This window comes from Spirosoma spitsbergense DSM 19989 (assembly GCF_000374085.1).
GTDB lineage: Bacteria > Bacteroidota > Bacteroidia > Cytophagales > Spirosomataceae > Spirosoma > Spirosoma spitsbergense.
The window spans coordinates 29979-47996 of record NZ_KB893614.1; the positions used below are offsets into that span (position 1 = coordinate 29979).

Consider the following 18018-nt stretch of genomic DNA (forward strand, 5'->3'; position numbering starts at 1 on the left):
ACGGTCAGCTAACTCAGAAAGAACTCAATGAGTAAACGCTCATTTCAATAGTTCCAGTGCCGATGACGACCCGACACATCAAAGTGAAACATGCGGGAAAATGATTGCTGGTAAAGCCCCACGCCCCCCTTCTGCCCGGGATTGTTTCTGTCCATCCCATCGACCGTTTTAACCAGAATAGCCAAATCCTGAGTCTCGAATTTCCCGTTTCCATCGATGTCGATAACGAACAGATCAATGGCCTTTCCCCCCTGATGATCGCTGTTTTTGGCGGCTAACGGCATAAGCTGGTTTAACCAGTGGGGTCGGTAGCCAGACAACAGGAAATAGTGTGGTTTGTAGCCTTGTTTTCGTAATGCTTTATTGAGTGCTTTCTCTTTCCGCTGAACATCGGGTGAGAGTTTTGAGTAACTGATCCAATAATAGCCGCCTGCAAGCAGGCCAGCAAGAAGAATAGCGAAGGCGAAAGCTTTCATCCGGGAAGAGAAGGTATGGTAGGATTTAATGCAGTAAATATACTAAATCAGTACTCCCTGAAATACTTCATCCAGTCGGGATACGGGCTTAATCTGAATTTTGTAGTTCCGGGTATCCAGACCCTTCAAATTGTATTTAGAAATGAATATCTTTTTGAAACCAAGTTTCTCCGCTTCGGCAATCCGTGACTCAATCCGGCTTACTGCCCGTACCTCACCACCCAGGCCAACTTCTGCCGCAAAGGCCACTGATGGTGGAATCGCGATATCTTCGTAGCTCGACACAATGGCCGCACAAACGGCCAGGTCAATGGCCGGATCCTCTACCCGTAATCCACCCGCTATGTTCAGGAATACGTCCTGCTGACCCAGGCGAAAACCGCCCCGTTTCTCCAGTACGGCCAGCAGCATATTCAACCGTTTGGCATCGAAACCGGTGCTGCTGCGCTGCGGAGTGCCATAGTTGGCCACACTTACCAACGCCTGCGTTTCGATCAGGAGCGGACGATTACCTTCCATCATAGATCCAATGGTTACACCACTCAGTGCTTCGTCGCGTTGCGAAATCAGAATTTCGGAGGGGTTCGTTACCTGCCGCAGGCCCGTGCCCAGCATTTCGTAGATGCCCAGTTCGTCGGTACTCCCGAAACGATTTTTGGTCGTTCGCAGAATCCGGTAGGTAGTATGCCGGTCGCCCTCAAAAGTCAGTACCGTATCCACCATATGTTCCAGCACCTTGGGGCCCGCCAGCGACCCCTCTTTGGTGATGTGGCCAATCATAAACACTGGCACACCACTTTCTTTGGCATACTTCATAAATTCGGCCGTACACTCCCGCACCTGCGATACGCTCCCCGCTCCCGACTCTACCAATGATGACTGCATGGTCTGAATAGAGTCGATAATCAGGATTTCAGGCTCGAAGTGTTCCACCACCCGAAAGATGTTCTGCGTGGAGGTTTCGGTCATTACATGGCAGTCACTCGTGGGGGCATCGAGTCGTTCGGCACGCATTTTTATCTGTTGTTCACTCTCCTCGCCAGACACGTAAAGCACCCGCATACCCGACAGCGTAAGTGCAATCTGTAATAGAAGGGTTGATTTGCCAATGCCGGGTTCACCCCCGATAAGGACCAGTGAACCGGGAACAATTCCCCCGCCCAGCACCCGGTTCAGTTCGCCATCTGTCGTAGTGATACGGGGTTGTTCTTCAAAATTAATGGCATGTAATGCTTTTGGTTTGGCCGCTATTTTTACATTTCCCGGTCCGGACGATGGGCTTCGCCACCCCCCCTTTTCCGGTTCATCCTTCTGGACAACCTCCTCTACCATTGTGTTCCACTCGCCACAGGCTGCACACCGGCCCAACCATTTGGCCGACTGATAGCCGCAACTCTGACAAAAATAGGAGGTTCTTAATTTGGCCATTTTTTCGGTTAGTAATACATGAACCGCTAAAGCATCAGGCGGTAACTGGTTAAACCTTTTTACCGGTTACGCATCAAACCCGCATCAGCAAAAATACGCGTTTTCAATGACCCTGGATGCGGTAAATGGCTCACTATTTTAACGCCATTTACTCGAAATAAGTTGGTTTTTGTACCGTGTTGCCCTGATTTTCGTTTAGCAATCAGTACTATTCTTTTAGACTACAACCATGAAAAAAATCCTGCTTTTCGCGTCACTCACCCTTCTGCCGGCTCTTTCTTTTGCTCAGGGCTTCCAGATTGGGATTAAAGGCGGTGTCAACCTGTCGAAGTTAAGTTTTGGCGACTTTATCAAAACAGGTACGAACCCCAATGGCTCGCCAACGGCAAGCGTTGATGGGCAAACATTCCGTAACAATCTGAGCGATAGCTTCGATAGTAAGATGGGTACTTCGTTCGGCATTTATATGCGTTTCGGCAAGAATCTGTTCATACAGCCCGAATTATTGTACTCAACCCGGTCGGCTCAGTTTGGCGTTATCCGGAATGGTCAGACAGAAACGGCAACGATAACCACGACCAGTTTCGATGTTCCCCTTTTGCTGGGTATCAAAGGAGGCCCTATCCGGATCGTAGCGGGCCCCGTGGCTTCGTTTCGCATCAACGATAATCAAACGTTAGGCAACGCGCTCCAGCAATATACCCAGGGTAGCCTAAATGATGCCTGGTCGCAGGCGTACTACGGCTATCAGGTAGGCGGTGGCCTGGATATTGGCTCGCTTGGCCTCGATGTTCGTTATCAGGGCAATATTTCCGACATTGCTCAGATAGAGAACAGTGCGGGTAAGTTTAGTCAGGGAATGAAATCCTGGCAGATTACGCTGGCTTACAAGATATTTTAGCGCCTGGTCCAGGAAATGGCTCGGGCCAGAGAGCTTATAAAAAAACGGGTGCCGTAAACCTTGGAAGGTTTACGGCACCCGTTTTTTTGGAATGTGGGATTAACCGGTCTAGTTATATAGCCGCTGCCAGTACTGGGCCAACCGCTGCGAAATATCTTTCATCCGTCGGCGCGATATAGATACTTCGCGTCCGTCGGCCAGGCGGACCTGACGTTCCCGGTTGAAAATATTCCGCTGCACATAAGCCAGATTGATAATATACGATTTATGAATCCGCAGAAACATAGCCACATCAAGGGTCTTTTCAAATTCCTTGAGCGTTTTTGATACCAGAAACTTTTTACGGTCGCGGGTGTGCAGAAACGTATAGTTTCCCTCTCCCTGAAGACACAGAATATCGTCGACAGAAATGAAAATCGTACGATTCAGATAGGGTAGCGCAATACGCTGTGTATTACGCTGGTACGAAGACGGAAAGTGAGGAACAACCGTTATTGACTGAATTGATGATAAACTGGTAGCGTCCATAGTAGAAGGGGTAGTTTTAGTTCAGCTCTTTAGCACTTGAATGATGAAACAAAACTACCTCATGAACGCTTGCTCAAGAAAATACCTTGATTAGCAGGGGGTGGAACAAAACATCCAACCAACTACTAATCAAGGCATTACGAATTCTATTCGTCTATTCTTTGAGTGAATGTACTCAGCTTATTGCGTAAAACTACGTAGTGTGGAAGTAAGCAGTTTTTCTTCACACAGCCAAAAACATACTTGTATGATTAGCTTAGTGCTATTGGCTGAAAATCCCGAAAGCGGTCTACAAAGGTTTGAGCGCGCCGACGTGATATTTTCACCTGTTGACCATCCGTAAGCTCGAGCTCGCCTTCTTTTTTAATGAAGAATTTGCGTACAAAACCCAGATTTACAATGCACGACTTATGTACCCGAACAAATGCCTGACCATCCAGCAGTGTTTCATACTCTTTCAGTGTACGGGATACCAGCATTTTGGTACCATCTTTCAGAAAGAAGTTTGTGTAATTCCCGCATCCTTCCAACCGAACTATCTCATCGACAGAAACAGTACGTTTACGGTCATAAAAAGGAATAAGTAATTTCTGCAAACAGGCTGCATCGGCAACTTCCTCCACATTTTTGGGGAAATTCATGGACACTGAGTCGAAAATAGAATCGCTGATGAATGCATTCATAGTCTTTGAATTAAGTAAATATACACAACAGATTCAGGCTGATAATCAGAAGCTTAGTGCCACTTTTTTACCCACATAGGTTACCTTTCATCCAGCCATACCTGCTCAATCAGTCTACAACAATCAGTCCTATTGTTGAAATGTGCATATATTACCAATACCACTATGTAACTAACTAAAAACCAAGGCAAGATTACCGTTTAATCAATAAATAAGAATAAGCCATGTGGGGTTATCTTCTGTTCTGAATTATATAAACAAGAACGATACCCCACAAGGTGACAGCACCTTGGTGGCTTATGCTATTCCCAGTTTTACCTACCTTTGTTTGAGCAAATTGCCAAAAGAATAGTCTATGCTGGATAAAGTAAGAGACCTGCAACAACAGATTGAGCAATATACGATCACATCGCCGGAGCAGCTGGAGCAGTTCCGTATGCGATTCATCAGCCGTAAGGGCGTTATAACTGAGCTATTCGAGCAGTTGAAACTTGTTCCACCAACCGACCGGCGGGCGGTTGGTCAGGAACTGAATGCGTTGAAAAATGCAGCGCAAACGCGGTTCGAACAGTTCAGTCAGCTTGTGGATGAGCAACAAACCGTGGCTGGTAATGCTCCCCCCCTTGACCTTACCCTGCCTACGTTACCTAATCTGACCGGTACCCAGCATCCCCTCAGCCTGGTTCGGCAGCGTATTATCCAGATTTTTGAACGAATTGGCTTCAACGTGGCCGACGGTCCCGAAATAGAGTCTGACTGGTATAACTTCGGTGCCCTCAACTTTCCCGACAATCACCCGGCCCGCGACATGCAGGACACGTTTTTTATCGAGAAAGCAGCGGATGGCGGAACGGATATGTTATTGCGTACACACACATCCAACGTCCAGATTCGGTTAATGGAGCGTCAGTCTCCTCCTATCCGCTCCATCATGCCGGGGCGGGTATATCGGAATGAAACCATTTCGGCCAGAGCACACTGCCTGTTTCATCAGGTAGAGGGCATCTATATTGACCGTAATGTGGGCTTCAAAGACCTGAAGGATACGCTCTATCACTTCGTAAAAGAGTTATTCGAGCCGGGAACCCAGATTCGCTTCCGGCCCTCCTATTTCCCCTTTACGGAGCCTAGTGCCGAGATTGATATTTCGTGTCAAATATGCGGAGGTAAAGGCTGTAACATCTGTAAATATTCGGGCTGGGTCGAAATTGCCGGTTCGGGTATGGTAGACCCCCAGGTAATCGCCAACTGTGGCATCGACCCCGAAGAATATACGGGCTTTGCGTTTGGCATGGGCATCGAGCGTATCACGCAGTTGAAATACGTGGTGAACGACCTCCGGCTGTATACCGAAAATGATGTCCGTTTCCTCCGCCAGTTTGAAGGACTCTAATTCAATTTTGAATGATAGAATGATAGAATGACTGAATATCCACCGCGACATTTATTATATCATTCACTCATTCTATCATTCTATCACTAGTATATGTCTCCTATTCGCCTATCCGATCTAGCGTTTACCCTCGAGGCCGTCCTAGACGAAGCTTTTGGAAAAAAAGCGGTGTGGGTAGTGGCCGAAACCAGCGACATCAAAAACTATCCCGACCGGGGTTACTGCTTTCTGACCCTCGTGGAGCGGGAATCGGCCACGCGCGAAACACTGGCCAAGCTCGATGCTGTCATCTGGCGACGAAATTATCATTCCATAGGTGATTTTGAGCAGGAGACGGGCGTGGCTTTCGCCCGTAATATTCAAGTGCTGTTGCTGTTGTCGGTGGGATTTAGCCCCGTTTACGGACTGCGGCTGGAAATCCTGAAAATTGACCCGTCTTTCACACTGGGTAACCTGGAACGGGAACGGCAGGCCGTGCTCGACTCTCTGGTGCAGAATCACCCGGAGTTGGTCTGGCTGGAAGCGGGACACTATATTACGGCTAATCAGTTACTGCCCCGCCCCGCTGTTATACAGCACCTGGCCCTCATTACCGCCCCTAACTCCGACGGCTGGCGTGACTTCCGGCACGAGTTGAAGCAGAATCCATTCGGCTACGATTTTGTGGTGGATGAGTTTCTGACGCAGGTACAGGGGCAGGGTGCTGAAAAAGCCATCTGTGGTCAGTTAGAGCGGATTCGAACCAGTGGAGTGGCCTATGACGCGGTCGTGATAGTACGCGGTGGTGGATCGCAACTGGATTTTGGCTCGTTCGACTCATACCTGATGGGCCACACCGTAGCGGGTTTTGACATTCCGATTCTGGCAGGTATTGGTCACGAACGCAATGTAAGCATTACCGATTTACTGTGTCATCAGAGCGTGAAAACCCCCACCAAAGCCGCTGCCTTTTTGATTGAACACAACCAGCAGTTTGAATTAGCATGTCTGCAACTTCAGGAACGCCTGAGCAGTATAGCCCGCGAAGCACTGCAAACAGCCCGGGAGAACCTGGACCGGGAAACTGAACGATTACGGTTTGTAGGGCAAACTTATTTTCGGGAGCGCCACACCGATCTCACCGAAAAAACCGTGACGATTCGCCACCTCGACCCGTCCAATGTACTCCGCCGTGGCTATGCCCTCTTGCTTCGAAATGGACGGATACTAACGAATACAACGGGCATCCACCCCGGCGAAACCCTACAGGTACAATTGCACAATGGGACCATTGACGTGGTCAGTGAATTAGTGGGCGAGTCTATTAGTCGGTCAGTTCGTTAGCCGATGACGCCAAAACAGTTCTTATACACAAGCTACTAACTGACTAACTGACTAACTGACCACTCAACTACGACTTATAGTTATGACTTACCAAGAAGCTTACGACCAGTTAACCACGTTAGTTTACGAAATTGAGACGGATCAGGTATCCCTCGACGAGTTACCCGATAAAATAAGGCTGGCCACCGGATTGATTACATTTTGTCAGGAAAGGCTTAGAGCCGTTGAGACGGAATATCAGGAGGTTATTGAAAAATTACCGAAGCGATAAATCAGGATTTTATTGACGGAGGTGTGTACCGTTTGCTAAACCTTCCCTAATTTTATCCCCAATGTAACGACCAGTAGTACGGATGCGGCCGGGTTTAGGTTGTGCTGTAAGCGGAGAGGCCCGCATCTGTTAAATCCCTGTTTGATTCTATTGACTCTATGAATTTATTTGCCAATATAACCCATATACTGAGTTCTGATATACTAGCACGCATTGCGGTCTATATAGATGAACCAGCCGAAAAATCCGAGAAAGCCGTTCAGGCACTCGTCTATACCGTAATGGGCGGTTTGATGAGACGGACAACCAGCGAAATTGGCGTTAATCAGCTGTATAACCATATTCAGAAAGGCCGCTATGATGGCACTCTGATCGAAAATCTGGCCACCGTCCTGCAAGACCCCGCCCAGACCAACACCCTCATCACGCAGGGAAATAATGTAGTCAGTCATTTATTACCGGCCATGAAAAGCTCCATTGGGAGTATGATTTCGACCTATGCCGGTATTCGTAACTCGTCGGCTATATCACTGCTGGGTCTTATTACAACCCTGGTACTACACGTACTGGGGAAGCAGGCCAAAGATCAGAAACTGGATGCTGACGCGCTGGCTGCTTCGCTGTTCGGCGAACGTGATACGCTGGTCAATGATGTGCCGGAGGATTTCATGCCCCAACTGGTAGAAAAAGTTGGTTTGCAGCAAATTGTAACCGGATTGGCAGTACCCGCCCGGCGCACCGTGGTCGAATCGCCGGGTCGCTCCACTACCGCAACGATTCGCCCTCCGGTTACGTACGAACCCACCGACGAAGCCGACGGAGGAAACGAAACCCTGACCAAGTGGGGCGTAGGTGCGTTAATCGCTGTGGCAATCAGCATTGGCGGTTACTTTCTTTATCAGAATACCCAGAAATACTCGGACAAGCAGGAAGGTGCAACGGAGGTGACAACGGTTGAAAATGATACGATTCAGGCGGATACCGTTACGCGGTCACTGGCCGTACCAAAAGAGCCGGTCGTTCAGCCAAAGTCAGTATCGGTTACGGCACCAGCCAGTACGATCCCCGCAGCTACAGTTGCCTCTGCGGGTAATCTATCGCAGCAAATGACTCCCTATCTGGGCAATGCAGCCCTGCCTAAAGGACGGGTATTTCCGCTGGCAGGGGTCACATTCCAGCCAGGTTCACTTTCCCTGACAGCCACTTCCCAGCCTGCTATTAATGAACTGGCCACCCTGCTGAAAACCTACCCTCAGCTACAGATACAGCTTATTGGCTATGCCAATGATGCACAGGCTGGCTTTACCAACAAGAGTCTGTCATTTAAGCGGGTCAATCAGATCAAGCAGCAACTGGTCAATACGGGTATCAATTACCTGCGGATTGATGCTATTGGACGGGGAACGGGAGTTAGTCGACTGGATACGTCGGGTGCGCCTAAACCAACGCTTCGCAAAATTGATCTGAAAGTGGTAACCAAATAATCATCGTTTTTTGAACGTCCGAAGCGATATGACAGGTCATAAAAAAAGAGACGCATCAAGTGCGTCTCTTTTTTTATGGTCACCTGATTCTGCCTATTTAGGCATGGTGAAAATAGCGGAATCGACTGTTGGGTTGAAAACAATGTTCGACAGCGTCATCGTCATGGGACCGGGCATAGCCGGATTTTCCAGGTCCATCGACGTAGGAATCGTTAATCCGTCAATCGTCTTGTAATTACCATACTTGATTTTAACATCGCCCGACTGGCCCTGTACCGAAACGGTGGACTTCATACCCACCAACTGATTCGTATTGGCATCGACAAAGTAATTAGCCACGCCTTCCGGCCGGGTCACTTTCAGGTTATACACCTCTTTGTCGTCCATTTTTTCCTTGCCGACCAGCTCTACCGGGTATTTTTCCGCTTTGGCAACGGCCAGGTCGGCCCCAATGATGTGTGCATTCCCTTTCTGCATTTTCACCTGGTCTTCCGGCAATGCCTGCGGGGCTGTTCCGCCCTGCATCGGATTAATAGTCCATCCTTTATCGCCGTCCACTACCGTTGTAATCTGCTGTCCCATAACGGAAATATCCGTACGCAGCGATTTTCCTACTACCACCGTTGATTTGCCGGTAAGGTCCATGCCCATAACGTTCATCCCCTGATCATAACTAACCGACTTCACAGCGGCCAACTTGTCGGCTCCACCCACCGCGCTAATGTTTTTATCAATTATTTCCTGCGCTGTCTGGGCAAAGGAAAAAGCTGGAATAGCGACCAGCGCTACCAGCGTAATCAGTTGTTTTTTCATGAATTAGTTTAGTCAAAAAATGTGTCGAATATACTTCGGCTATCCATAAAAGTGATACGAACTTCGTTATAACGTTCGGGAAACGCGTGCAGTACTGCATGACCGGTAAGTTTTACGGCCAATCGGCTTGCAGGGCTGACGACTGTTTTCTACCTTCATTCGATAAATGTTAAACGCTTACCTCTCCAATGCTATCGACAACCCGCGTTAAGCTTTCCATCATGATGTTCCTCCAGTTTTTTGTGTGGGGAGCCTGGTATGGGCAGATGAGTAAATACCTGTTAACGCAACTCAACGCTACTGGCGATCAGGTCGGTAACGCCTACGCTGCTTTTTCGCTGGCGATGCTGATTGCTCCTTTCTTCGTCGGCATGATTGCCGACCGGTACTTTGCCGCTCAGAAAGTGCTGGGGATACTGAATCTGCTGGGGGCGGTGGTGCTTTATTTTATCACCCAAAACACCAACCCCGATAATTTTTTCTACCTCATTCTGGCTTACTGTATCACATTTGCACCCACCCTCGCCCTGACAGCTTCCATTGCCATGCAGCAAATGACCACGCCCGAGAAAGAGTTTCCCGGCATTCGGGTGCTGGGTACGGTGGCCTGGATTGTGGTTACGAACATTGTGGGTTACTACGGTTTTGGGGATAAGGTGACCATTTTTCAACTCTCCATGTATTCGGCAGCCATATTGGGCGTGTTTTCATTCTTCCTGCCCGATACACCCCCAAAAGCCACCACGTCTACGTCCGTCTCTCAGATTCTGGGACTGGATGCGTTCAAACTGTTCAAAGACCGTTCGTTTGCTATCTTCTTCCTGTCGTCGGTGCTGATTTGTATTCCGCTCTCTTTTTATTATGCCATGGCCAACCCATCACTCACCGATGGTGGGATGCAGAATGTAGAGAATAAAATGTCGCTGGGGCAGGCTTCCGAAGTAATATTCATGTTGCTGATTCCACTGGCCTACACCCGACTTGGCGTTAAGAAAATGCTGATCGTGGGCCTGATCGCTTGGATTGTACGCTTCATCTGTTTTGGCTATGGCGATGGTGGTTCCGGCGAATGGATGCTCTACCTGGCTATCGTACTACACGGTGTATGTTACGATTTCTTCTTCGTAACGGGCCAGATTTACACCGACAACAAAGCGGGCGAAAAAATCAAATCATCGGCGCAGGGGTTAATATCACTGGCAACCTATGGCATTGGTATGGGCATTGGCTCCAAGCTCTCGGGCATTGTGCTCGATATGTACACCCGCCCCGATGGCACCAAAGACTGGCTGAGCGTGTGGCTGGTGCCCGCGGGTATTGCAGCGGTGGTATTAATCCTGTTTGCCCTGCTGTTTACGGATAGAAAAGTGGTGCTGGCGCAGGAGGATGAAGTGGTAACGGGAAACGTGTAAAGTTTTCAATGGAAAAGAAGGCAAAACCCCGCATTACGTTTTATAGTGATATGAACGGGCCACATGAAGACCAAGTTCGGGAAAACGCCCGAAAAACGCCCGAAGAGTGCTGGCAGATATATTTGAGAATGCGCAGACTTTACGTTGACCTGACAGGAAAATCTCAAAAATTAGAAAAGGGAATCACACTCTCCCGGCCTTCATGGATGTAGATAACGTCAGTTTTCTTGATTTTGTGGCTGTCGCTGATGCGCAAAAGCTGGATTATATCCTCATTGGTGGCATGGCGTTGATTCTTAATGGAGCTGTCCGCTTCACCCAGGATGCAGACATCTGGCTTGAACCCACAAACGAAAATTGGGATAAGTTTATCCGGGCATTGCTGGCCTTTGGCTACGATGAGAATGATGTTGCGGAAATGAGTTCGGCTGATTTTACCCAACCTCAGATTACTAGGATACACGATATTCCAATGGATGTCCTCACCCGTGTTCATTACCAGTTTAACTACGCTGACTGTCGTCAACGGGCTAAATCGGTTGTTTTGAAAGGCAACTACACGGTTTATTTCCTTCATATTAACGACCTGCGCGAAACCAAAGTGCTAGCCCGGCGCACAAAAGATTTGAACGATATTTTGATGATCGATGAGCTTATTGCTGCCCGAAAGGAACAGGACGAATCATCAACTGACGATTTATAAGTGCAACTCATCTCCTACAACATCAACGGTATTCGGGCTGGTATCAAGAACGGTCTGATTGACTGGCTCTCGCAGCACAACTTCGATATTCTTTGCTTTCAGGAAGTGAAGGCCACAACCGATGTGGTAGACCTTTCGCCGTTTGAGCAATTAGGCTATCAGTACCACTGGCACGCTGCCGAGAAGAAAGGCTACTCCGGCGTAGCGACGTTCTCCAAAATCCCACCCACTAAAGTAGTCCAGGGCTGTGGCTTAGCCGTGTATGACTGCGAAGGACGTATTCTGCGCACCGACTTTGACGAGTTGACCCTGTTGAACTGCTATTTTCCATCCGGCACTTCGGGCGAAACCCGGCAGGGCGTCAAGATGGAGTTCCTCCATGATTTCTACAACTACGTTCAGGAGCTTCGGAAAACCCGGCCTAACCTGATCGTGGTAGGCGACTATAACATTGCCCACAACGCCATTGATATTCACGACCCCGTTCGTAACAAAAACACGACCGGCTTCCTACCCGACGAACGGGCCTGGATGGACCAGTGGTTTGGCTCCGGCATGACCGATGGCTACCGGTACAAACACCCCGATGACGTGGCTTATAGCTGGTGGAGCTACCGCGCCGGAGCACGAATCAACAATAAAGGCTGGCGTATCGACTACGCATCGGTCAGCGAACCCATGCGTCACCAGATTCTCGACTGTCAGATGCTGCCCGACGCCGTCCACGCCGACCACTGCCCCGTGTGGCTATCAATGGCCTGATTATTTTTAGTATATTAGCTACTTAAAACAGGTCATCGCTATGAAACGGGATTGGGAAGAACTGACTGCTACGTCCTACGTCGATACGGTCGAAGAACTGCAAACGACGCTGGCTGAACACGATTATGAACAAGTCTCGGAAGGGTTGCAAATATTGCTCATCAGTATGTCGCAGGAGTTAAAGCGGGCGTTGCGCAGCCAATTGTCGCGCCTGATGATGCACGTGGTGAAGTGGAAAATTCAGCCTGACAAACGGTCGGGTAGCTGGGCCGTTTCTATTCTGGATGCCCGTGAGAATATAGAGGAGATCATGGCGGAAAAACCCAGTCTAAACCGCCGATTCTTAGAGGAAATCTGGGTCCGAACCGTGCAGCAGGCTATTCGGAAAGCCGAAGAAGAAACGCAATATCGAACCGACCTCACTACCCTGACCTGGCAGGAGGTTTTCGAGGACGAGTATTCGGTGTTAACCAACGATTAATCGCTTGACAATCACACGCTACTTCCTGATTTATAAGCCCTACCTGATGCTTTCGCAGTTCAGCCGCGAGGGCGATAAGGCCACGCTGGCTGATCTGGCTTTTGATTTTCCATCTGACGTGTACCCCGTTGGGCGGCTTGACGCCGATAGTGAAGGACTACTACTGTTAACCAACGATAAACAGCTAAACCATCAACTATTAAATCCCAAATTCGGGCATAACCGCACCTACTACGTGCAGGTAGATGGCCAACTGACCCTTGAGGCTACAGAACAGCTGGCAATGGGTGTTACGATTTCGGTGGATAGTAGGCCTTATCATACACTCCCGGCCCATGCTCAGGTCATTGCCGAACCAGCGTTGCCTGAACGCATTCCCCCTATCCGGTACCGCGCCAGTATTCCAACCTCCTGGCTATGCATCGCCCTGCACGAGGGCAAAAACCGACAAGTCCGCAAGATGACGGCTTCCATTGGCTCCCCTACCCTCCGGCTCGTGCGCTGGGCCATTGAAAACCTTACGGCTGAGAATATGGTGTCTGGGCAAGTGCGGGAATTGAGCCGCGAAGAGGTCATGCGCGGGCTGAAGCTTTAAGAGCCACAGTTATTACGTGCCGCTCTTCCCGTTTTACGCCCAACTACGTATTAGTCAGCGATTTTAATTAGGCAGAAGCCGTATTTGCCAGCAGTTGGTAAAGACGGCTTCCACTATTATGCTTATGCGACAGCTTCACTACTACGCTGGTCTGCTTATTGCCAGTTTTGTTACGGTTCATCTGGTCAACCACCTCAGCAGTATCTACGGCCCAGAAACGCATATTTTCCTGATGAACACGCTACGGACCGTTTATAGGCATCCGGTAGCCGAAACACTGTTGCTGGGTGCCGTGCTGGTGCAGATCGGGTCGGGGCTACGACTGTTTTGGCAAACGCGCCAGACAGCCAAAACGACGTATCAAAAACTCCATCGCTGGACGGGGCTTTACCTGGCTATCTTTTTCCTGATTCATCTAAGCGCAGTTTTCAGCGGGCGGTTGTTGCTGCACCTCGACACTAATTTTTATTTCGGCGTGGCCGGGCTGAACACCTTTCCGCTAAATCTCTTTTTTGTGCCGTACTACGGCCTGGCTATTCTGGCCTTCTTCGGTCATATAGCCGCCGTGCATACGCTAAAAATGAAACAATCGATTATGCGGTTATCACCGGTTGGGCAGGCGAACCTGATTTTAGTGCTGGGTGCCGGCCTTACTATTACCATTTTTTATGGGCTGACGAACGGGTTTCGAGGTATGGTTATCCCGGCAGCGTATGGGATATTGATTGGTCGGTAAGTCTTGATTGACAACGTCGGAAAAGTAAAAAATGAATATGGATAGACAAAAACCAGGTAGTCTGAAAGATGTTGAGGTGAATAGTAACATCAAACTGGCTTTCCTCTGGACAGCCGTGACATTTCTTTATATCTACGGTGATTACTTTGAACTCTATATTCCAAAAAAAGTAGCGGGCCTTATCAGTGGTGAAAACCTGCTGGACAGCCCAATGAAATTATTCGCAGCATCTGTATTACTGGCGATACCAGCGTCGATGATTGCCCTGTCTGTCCTGCTAAAACCGTCTGTCAACAAATGGCTGAATGTTGTTGCGGGTGTATTTTTCACCGCAATTATGCTCCTGATAGCCGTTACGTCGATCACACCCTGGCGTGCGTTTTACGTGTTCTATGCCATATTGGAAAGCATCATTACCGGGCTAATTGTATGGTATGCCATAAAATGGCCCAAACGAGAACTAGTGAACTGAAACTTCCTAAATCTGCAACACAATGTCGAATAAGAAAAAAGCACGAATCGCCGGTTTACTCTATCTGGGGGTGGTGCTGACAGGATTATTCAGCCTGATGTACGTTCCATCAAAACTGATTGTGTGGGATAATGCCGCTACGACCTATGCGAATATTGAAGCTGCTCAACCTTTGTTCCGTCTGGGCATTGTGAGTGGTTTAGCCTGCTATCTATTTTTTTTGTTTCTACCTTTTTCACTCTATGAACTACTCAAACCGGTAGACAAACGCTACGCATTAGTTATGGTTGTTCTGGCCGGTATCAGTGTGCCCGTTTTCTTTGTAAATATGCAAAATGAATTTACGGTGCTTTCGCTGATGAGTGGTGAAAGCTATCTGAGTATATTCACGAAGGAGCAGCTACAAACACAAGTCATGTTGCACCTTAACCAGTATGCCAATGGCCTTATGATTACCCACATATTCTCGGGACTCTGGCTGTTTCCATTCGGGTACTTAGTTTTCAAATCCGGGTTTTTGCCCAGGATTCTCGGTATTCTTCTGATGCTTGGCTGCTTTGGTTATCTGACGAATTTCCTGGGCCACGCCCTGTGGTCTGACTATTCACAAATTGGCATTTCCTCCTACATCTCGCTACCGGCGAGTATTGGAGAAATTGGCATCTGCCTGTGGCTATTAATTATGGGAGCGAAAGAATTCCCCACGATACCCAACTAACGGGTTGAAAATAGAAACAGTTGGCGGATGAAAGCAGGTGTTTTTACAGAATTCCCTCATCGGCAAAACTGTAATAGGCTTTGTCCGTAAAAATCAGGTGATCGAGCACAGGAATATCCAGCAACCGACCGGAATCTTTGAGTTTTTTTGTGAGGTCTTTATCCGCCTGCGAAGGCGTGAGATTGCCCGACGGATGGTTATGAAACAGGATCATCGACGAAGCCAGATGCTCGATGGCCTGTTTGAAAATCAATTTAGGGTCCGCTACGGTGCCCGACACGCCCCCCGTACTGATATGAACGGGTCGCAGAATTTCGTTGGCGCGGTTCATGAGCAGAATCCAGAACTCCTCGTGCGGCTTGTCGCTGAGGTGAGGGATCATCTCGTTGTAGGCATCACGGGAGCAGGTCACTTTAGCCCGTATCGGGCGGTCCTGCTCTTTCCGCCGTCGGCCCAGTTCCAGAGCGGCAATGACACTAATAGCCTTTGCTTCGCCGATACCCCTAAATTTAGACAGGTCTTTAATACTTAACCGGGCCAGATCATTCAGGTTATTATTGACGCTTTTCAGGATAATTTTGGCTACGTCCACCGCCGTCAGGTCAACGGTACCGGAATTGATCAGAATGGCGATCAGCTCTGCTTCCGACAGGGCTGCTTTTCCCTTAAGCATTAGTTTTTCGCGCGGGCGATCTTCTTCAGCCCAGCTTTGGATGGTGCCTGAACTTTGGTAAGCCATGAGTATAAGTCGGTTACGGATTGATTTTGGTTACCAAGGTGCACAAAAAAACCTTACCCGCAAAAAGGTAAGGTTTCAGGATAGGGTACTCCCACAGGAATAACCGGGCCAGCCAGCTATATTTAAGCCGTTGCTACATTCAGACTGTTAACTAAACGAGCCAATTTCGATTTGTTGTTGGCTGCTTTGTTCCGATGAATGATATTACGCTTGGCGAGTTTGTCCAGTGCCGACGAAACCGTTTTGTACAGTTCAACAGCCATAGCGTGATCGGTTGTGGTACGAAGTTTTTTCACCATGTTCCGGGTCGTAACATGCTGGTAACGGTTCTGAAGACGCTTCTTAGCACTCGACCGGATTGCTTTTTTTGATGATGTATGGTTTGCCATTACTATATAAATGAGATCGTTGTCGCATTATGAGGGCGCAAAAATAAGAATTTCGGTTGAAACAACCAACAGTTTCAACCGAAATTCTTTTGAATTCGTATCCTAGTGACGAATATCGGCGTTGACAATTAATGTCTTTTCCCAGATACCTTTATTGGTAGCTACAAACTCTTTGTAGGCAGCACTATTCTCAAACGCTTTTATATCTTCTTCGGATTGAAACGTCAGGTAATGCACTACATCATAGTCAGAAACAGCCTGACCAGGGGAAATTGTCTTGCCAGACGTGTAATTGATGATCTGTGGAATTTCATGCTTTAATGTGGCAAAACCATACATATGCTGTTCAACAGCTTTACTTTCGACCCCATTTTTGAATTTAATGCACACAATCTGCTGTTTGTTGGCTTTGCGAGCAGGTGAGTAAGCACCATATATTGTTAAGGCAAACGCACATAACAACACCATAATGAGGGTATAACCTTTTGTTTTAGCATTCATGATTATTTGTGTTTTTCTAATTATTCCAAATTTTATTTTGAATTCAGTGGTAGCTTAATCAAATAGTTAATTATTTTCTCCTTAAAGTACCATGATTCATCAAATGTATAACGGTTTTATTTGGTTTTTAGTTTTGTATCTTTTTTTTTCAAAAAGTTTAGTGAACGGGGCCACTCACCGGCCCGAAAAGGCGGACTATTTTCACCAGGCCGGACTGGAGCCGGGTATTGATCATAGTCAAAATCATCGGCACAAGGTATCGGCCCTTTATGGTGTAAGTCCCAACTGGGGTTTTTACGCCCATCAGCAAATCAACCGCCTGGCCGTTTTCACGTTGCCAGCCGAAATGATGCCATTCTTTAAAAAGCATATCGACTTCCTCACCGATAATGCCGTCAATCCCGATAAACGTCGTTATGCTGTCGTAGGCGAAGCTCCCCGCCACTTTATTGACCTTGATGCTTACCCCGATACGCTCACCTCTACTCTACCCCGTTACTATAAGGATGCCACGGATAAATACGGGGCCGACACACTGGCATTGCACGGATTGGTACCCTGGCAAATTCAACTCACCAAGTATCAGCTTACCGAAGCGTTCAAGCAACGGGATATCCGTCGTATTCTGCGGGTTTCGGCTGATTTAGGCCATTATATTGCCGATGCCAATGTTCCGCTGCACACAACCCGCAACTACAATGGTCAGTTTACAGGTCAGCAGGGAATTCATGGTTTTTGGGAATCCCGCCTGCCGGAGTTGTTTAGCACCGGGTATGATTTTCTGACCGGCCAGGCCGAGTACATCGAGTCGCCCCAGAAAGCGGCCTGGCGGGCGGTGTTCAACGCCAATTCCGCCCTGGATTCAGTGCTCACCTTTGAACAGCAGATAACCAGTGAGATGGGCGAAACCCGGAAGTTTGGTTTTGAGGAGCGTAACGGAATAACGACCAAAGTTTATTCGGCCGATTTTTCCCGCCAGTATCATGACCAGCTTAAGGGACAGGTAGAACGTCAGATGCGGGCATCGATCAAGATGGTGGGCGATTTCTGGTATACCGCCTGGGTAGATGCCGGTCAGCCCGATTTGAAAGTGCTTGCCAGATACCAGCTTACCGAAGCGGAAAAGCAGGAGGAAGCAGTAGAGCAGAAAAGTTGGCTGAAACGGTTGTTTTCGGCCCGGGAAGAGGGTTGATTAAGATACTATCAGTCA

At 48.4% G+C, this 18018-nt stretch carries 22 protein-coding genes; 14 read left to right on the top strand and 8 right to left on the bottom strand.

All coding sequences use genetic code 11. From position 1 onward, the window contains the following. Positions 1 to 44: 44 nt before the first annotated feature. On the bottom strand, positions 45 to 476 hold the full coding sequence (locus B157_RS0132615) for a DUF882 domain-containing protein (RefSeq protein ID WP_020607494.1): 432 nt from the start codon (positions 474 to 476) through the stop codon (positions 45 to 47). 42 nt (positions 477 to 518) lie between these two features. Further along, complete coding sequence (gene radA, locus B157_RS0132620) at positions 519 to 1904, bottom strand: DNA repair protein RadA (protein WP_026309114.1); 1386 nt, start codon at positions 1902 to 1904, stop codon at positions 519 to 521. Positions 1905 to 2133: 229 nt separating this feature from the next. Between radA and B157_RS0132625 the strand changes: the two genes are divergently transcribed. Next, positions 2134 to 2805 carry an outer membrane beta-barrel protein gene (locus tag B157_RS0132625; RefSeq protein WP_020607496.1) on the top strand — a complete coding sequence of 224 codons (672 nt, stop codon included), beginning with the start codon at positions 2134 to 2136 and terminating at the stop codon, positions 2803 to 2805. A gap of 108 nt (positions 2806 to 2913) precedes the next feature. Here B157_RS0132625 and B157_RS0132630 read toward each other — a convergent pair whose 3' ends face one another. Next, the gene (locus B157_RS0132630) at positions 2914 to 3333 is read right to left on the bottom strand and encodes a LytR/AlgR family response regulator transcription factor (protein ID WP_020607497.1); all 420 of its coding nucleotides are present in this window, start codon (positions 3331 to 3333) and stop codon (positions 2914 to 2916) included. Positions 3334 to 3584: 251 nt separating this feature from the next. Then, positions 3585 to 4016 (bottom strand): LytR/AlgR family response regulator transcription factor, encoded by a 432-nt coding sequence (locus tag B157_RS0132635; protein ID WP_020607498.1) that lies wholly within the window; start codon positions 4014 to 4016, stop codon positions 3585 to 3587. 355 nt (positions 4017 to 4371) lie between these two features. Here B157_RS0132635 and pheS point away from each other — a divergent pair, with 355 nt between their 5' ends. The 4 genes from pheS to B157_RS0132655 all read left to right on the top strand — a co-directional run bounded on the left by pheS (position 4372) and on the right by B157_RS0132655 (position 8487). Next, positions 4372 to 5409, top strand: a complete 1038-nt coding sequence (pheS, locus tag B157_RS0132640; RefSeq protein WP_020607499.1) for a phenylalanine--tRNA ligase subunit alpha — start codon at positions 4372 to 4374, stop codon at positions 5407 to 5409. A gap of 93 nt (positions 5410 to 5502) precedes the next feature. Continuing rightward, positions 5503 to 6732, top strand: a complete 1230-nt coding sequence (locus B157_RS0132645) for an exodeoxyribonuclease VII large subunit (protein ID WP_020607500.1) — start codon at positions 5503 to 5505, stop codon at positions 6730 to 6732. Between the two features lie 82 nt (positions 6733 to 6814). Next, the gene (gene xseB / locus B157_RS0132650; RefSeq protein ID WP_020607501.1) at positions 6815 to 7003 is read left to right on the top strand and encodes an exodeoxyribonuclease VII small subunit; all 189 of its coding nucleotides are present in this window, start codon (positions 6815 to 6817) and stop codon (positions 7001 to 7003) included. 158 nt (positions 7004 to 7161) lie between these two features. Further along, positions 7162 to 8487 carry a DUF937 domain-containing protein gene (locus B157_RS0132655; RefSeq protein ID WP_020607502.1) on the top strand — a complete coding sequence of 442 codons (1326 nt, stop codon included), beginning with the start codon at positions 7162 to 7164 and terminating at the stop codon, positions 8485 to 8487. A 93-nt stretch (positions 8488 to 8580) separates the two neighbouring features. On the opposite strand, the gene B157_RS0132660 is transcribed toward B157_RS0132655, so the two are convergent. After that, the gene (locus B157_RS0132660; RefSeq protein ID WP_020607503.1) at positions 8581 to 9300 is read right to left on the bottom strand and encodes a LolA-like protein; all 720 of its coding nucleotides are present in this window, start codon (positions 9298 to 9300) and stop codon (positions 8581 to 8583) included. A 188-nt stretch (positions 9301 to 9488) separates the two neighbouring features. Here B157_RS0132660 and B157_RS0132665 point away from each other — a divergent pair, with 188 nt between their 5' ends. From B157_RS0132665 to B157_RS0132705, 8 genes are all read left to right on the top strand, one after another. Beyond that, complete coding sequence (locus B157_RS0132665) at positions 9489 to 10712, top strand: nucleoside permease (protein ID WP_020607504.1); 1224 nt, start codon at positions 9489 to 9491, stop codon at positions 10710 to 10712. A gap of 202 nt (positions 10713 to 10914) precedes the next feature. Further along, positions 10915 to 11415: a DUF6036 family nucleotidyltransferase gene (locus B157_RS0132675; RefSeq protein WP_020607505.1), complete on the top strand. Its 501-nt coding sequence runs from the start codon at positions 10915 to 10917 to the stop codon at positions 11413 to 11415. After that, positions 11416 to 12177, top strand: coding sequence for an exodeoxyribonuclease III (locus B157_RS0132680; protein WP_020607506.1), 762 nt, complete (start codon positions 11416 to 11418; stop codon positions 12175 to 12177). Between the two features lie 40 nt (positions 12178 to 12217). Next, on the top strand, positions 12218 to 12658 hold the full coding sequence (locus B157_RS0132685; protein ID WP_020607507.1) for a DUF29 family protein: 441 nt from the start codon (positions 12218 to 12220) through the stop codon (positions 12656 to 12658). A 4-nt stretch (positions 12659 to 12662) separates the two neighbouring features. Then, positions 12663 to 13253: a pseudouridine synthase gene (locus B157_RS0132690; protein ID WP_020607508.1), complete on the top strand. Its 591-nt coding sequence runs from the start codon at positions 12663 to 12665 to the stop codon at positions 13251 to 13253. 124 nt (positions 13254 to 13377) lie between these two features. Next, positions 13378 to 13989, top strand: coding sequence for a succinate dehydrogenase/fumarate reductase transmembrane subunit (locus B157_RS0132695; protein WP_020607509.1), 612 nt, complete (start codon positions 13378 to 13380; stop codon positions 13987 to 13989). A 37-nt stretch (positions 13990 to 14026) separates the two neighbouring features. Continuing rightward, a complete protein-coding gene (locus B157_RS0132700; RefSeq protein ID WP_026309117.1) occupies positions 14027 to 14461 on the top strand; it encodes a DUF6326 family protein in 435 nt (144 codons plus the stop codon). 22 nt (positions 14462 to 14483) lie between these two features. After that, a complete protein-coding gene (locus B157_RS0132705) occupies positions 14484 to 15179 on the top strand; it encodes a DUF4386 domain-containing protein (protein ID WP_020607511.1) in 696 nt (231 codons plus the stop codon). Between the two features lie 43 nt (positions 15180 to 15222). Here B157_RS0132705 and radC read toward each other — a convergent pair whose 3' ends face one another. The 3 genes from radC to B157_RS0132720 form a co-directional block, all read right to left on the bottom strand. Further along, positions 15223 to 15918, bottom strand: coding sequence for a RadC family protein (radC, locus tag B157_RS0132710; RefSeq protein ID WP_020607512.1), 696 nt, complete (start codon positions 15916 to 15918; stop codon positions 15223 to 15225). A 122-nt stretch (positions 15919 to 16040) separates the two neighbouring features. After that, positions 16041 to 16307, bottom strand: a complete 267-nt coding sequence (gene rpsT / locus B157_RS0132715; RefSeq protein ID WP_020607513.1) for a 30S ribosomal protein S20 — start codon at positions 16305 to 16307, stop codon at positions 16041 to 16043. Between the two features lie 102 nt (positions 16308 to 16409). Then, positions 16410 to 16808 carry a Dabb family protein gene (locus tag B157_RS0132720; RefSeq protein ID WP_020607514.1) on the bottom strand — a complete coding sequence of 133 codons (399 nt, stop codon included), beginning with the start codon at positions 16806 to 16808 and terminating at the stop codon, positions 16410 to 16412. Positions 16809 to 16899: 91 nt separating this feature from the next. Here B157_RS0132720 and B157_RS0132725 point away from each other — a divergent pair, with 91 nt between their 5' ends. Beyond that, on the top strand, positions 16900 to 18000 hold the full coding sequence (locus B157_RS0132725) for a zinc dependent phospholipase C family protein (RefSeq protein ID WP_020607515.1): 1101 nt from the start codon (positions 16900 to 16902) through the stop codon (positions 17998 to 18000). The last annotated feature ends 18 nt before the right edge of the window (positions 18001 to 18018 follow it).

Excerpts from the sequence above, each read along its gene's own strand:
- B157_RS0132615 (WP_020607494.1), bottom strand. The coding sequence starts at position 476 with ATGAAAGCTTTCGCCTTCGCTATTCTTCTTGCTGGCCTGCTTGCAGGC.
- radA (WP_026309114.1), bottom strand. The coding sequence starts at position 1,904 with ATGGCCAAATTAAGAACCTCCTATTTTTGTCAGAGTTGCGGCTATCAG.
- B157_RS0132625 (WP_020607496.1), top strand. The coding sequence starts at position 2,134 with ATGAAAAAAATCCTGCTTTTCGCGTCACTCACCCTTCTGCCGGCTCTT.
- B157_RS0132630 (WP_020607497.1), bottom strand. The coding sequence starts at position 3,333 with ATGGACGCTACCAGTTTATCATCAATTCAGTCAATAACGGTTGTTCCT.
- B157_RS0132635 (WP_020607498.1), bottom strand. The coding sequence starts at position 4,016 with ATGAATGCATTCATCAGCGATTCTATTTTCGACTCAGTGTCCATGAAT.
- pheS (WP_020607499.1), top strand. The coding sequence starts at position 4,372 with ATGCTGGATAAAGTAAGAGACCTGCAACAACAGATTGAGCAATATACG.
- B157_RS0132645 (WP_020607500.1), top strand. The coding sequence starts at position 5,503 with ATGTCTCCTATTCGCCTATCCGATCTAGCGTTTACCCTCGAGGCCGTC.
- xseB (WP_020607501.1), top strand. The coding sequence starts at position 6,815 with ATGACTTACCAAGAAGCTTACGACCAGTTAACCACGTTAGTTTACGAA.
- B157_RS0132655 (WP_020607502.1), top strand. The coding sequence starts at position 7,162 with ATGAATTTATTTGCCAATATAACCCATATACTGAGTTCTGATATACTA.
- B157_RS0132660 (WP_020607503.1), bottom strand. The coding sequence starts at position 9,300 with ATGAAAAAACAACTGATTACGCTGGTAGCGCTGGTCGCTATTCCAGCT.
- B157_RS0132665 (WP_020607504.1), top strand. The coding sequence starts at position 9,489 with ATGCTATCGACAACCCGCGTTAAGCTTTCCATCATGATGTTCCTCCAG.
- B157_RS0132675 (WP_020607505.1), top strand. The coding sequence starts at position 10,915 with ATGGATGTAGATAACGTCAGTTTTCTTGATTTTGTGGCTGTCGCTGAT.
- B157_RS0132685 (WP_020607507.1), top strand. The coding sequence starts at position 12,218 with ATGAAACGGGATTGGGAAGAACTGACTGCTACGTCCTACGTCGATACG.
- B157_RS0132695 (WP_020607509.1), top strand. The coding sequence starts at position 13,378 with ATGCGACAGCTTCACTACTACGCTGGTCTGCTTATTGCCAGTTTTGTT.
- B157_RS0132700 (WP_026309117.1), top strand. The coding sequence starts at position 14,027 with ATGGATAGACAAAAACCAGGTAGTCTGAAAGATGTTGAGGTGAATAGT.
- B157_RS0132705 (WP_020607511.1), top strand. The coding sequence starts at position 14,484 with ATGTCGAATAAGAAAAAAGCACGAATCGCCGGTTTACTCTATCTGGGG.
- radC (WP_020607512.1), bottom strand. The coding sequence starts at position 15,918 with ATGGCTTACCAAAGTTCAGGCACCATCCAAAGCTGGGCTGAAGAAGAT.
- rpsT (WP_020607513.1), bottom strand. The coding sequence starts at position 16,307 with ATGGCAAACCATACATCATCAAAAAAAGCAATCCGGTCGAGTGCTAAG.
- B157_RS0132720 (WP_020607514.1), bottom strand. The coding sequence starts at position 16,808 with ATGAATGCTAAAACAAAAGGTTATACCCTCATTATGGTGTTGTTATGT.
- B157_RS0132725 (WP_020607515.1), top strand. The coding sequence starts at position 16,900 with ATGATTCATCAAATGTATAACGGTTTTATTTGGTTTTTAGTTTTGTAT.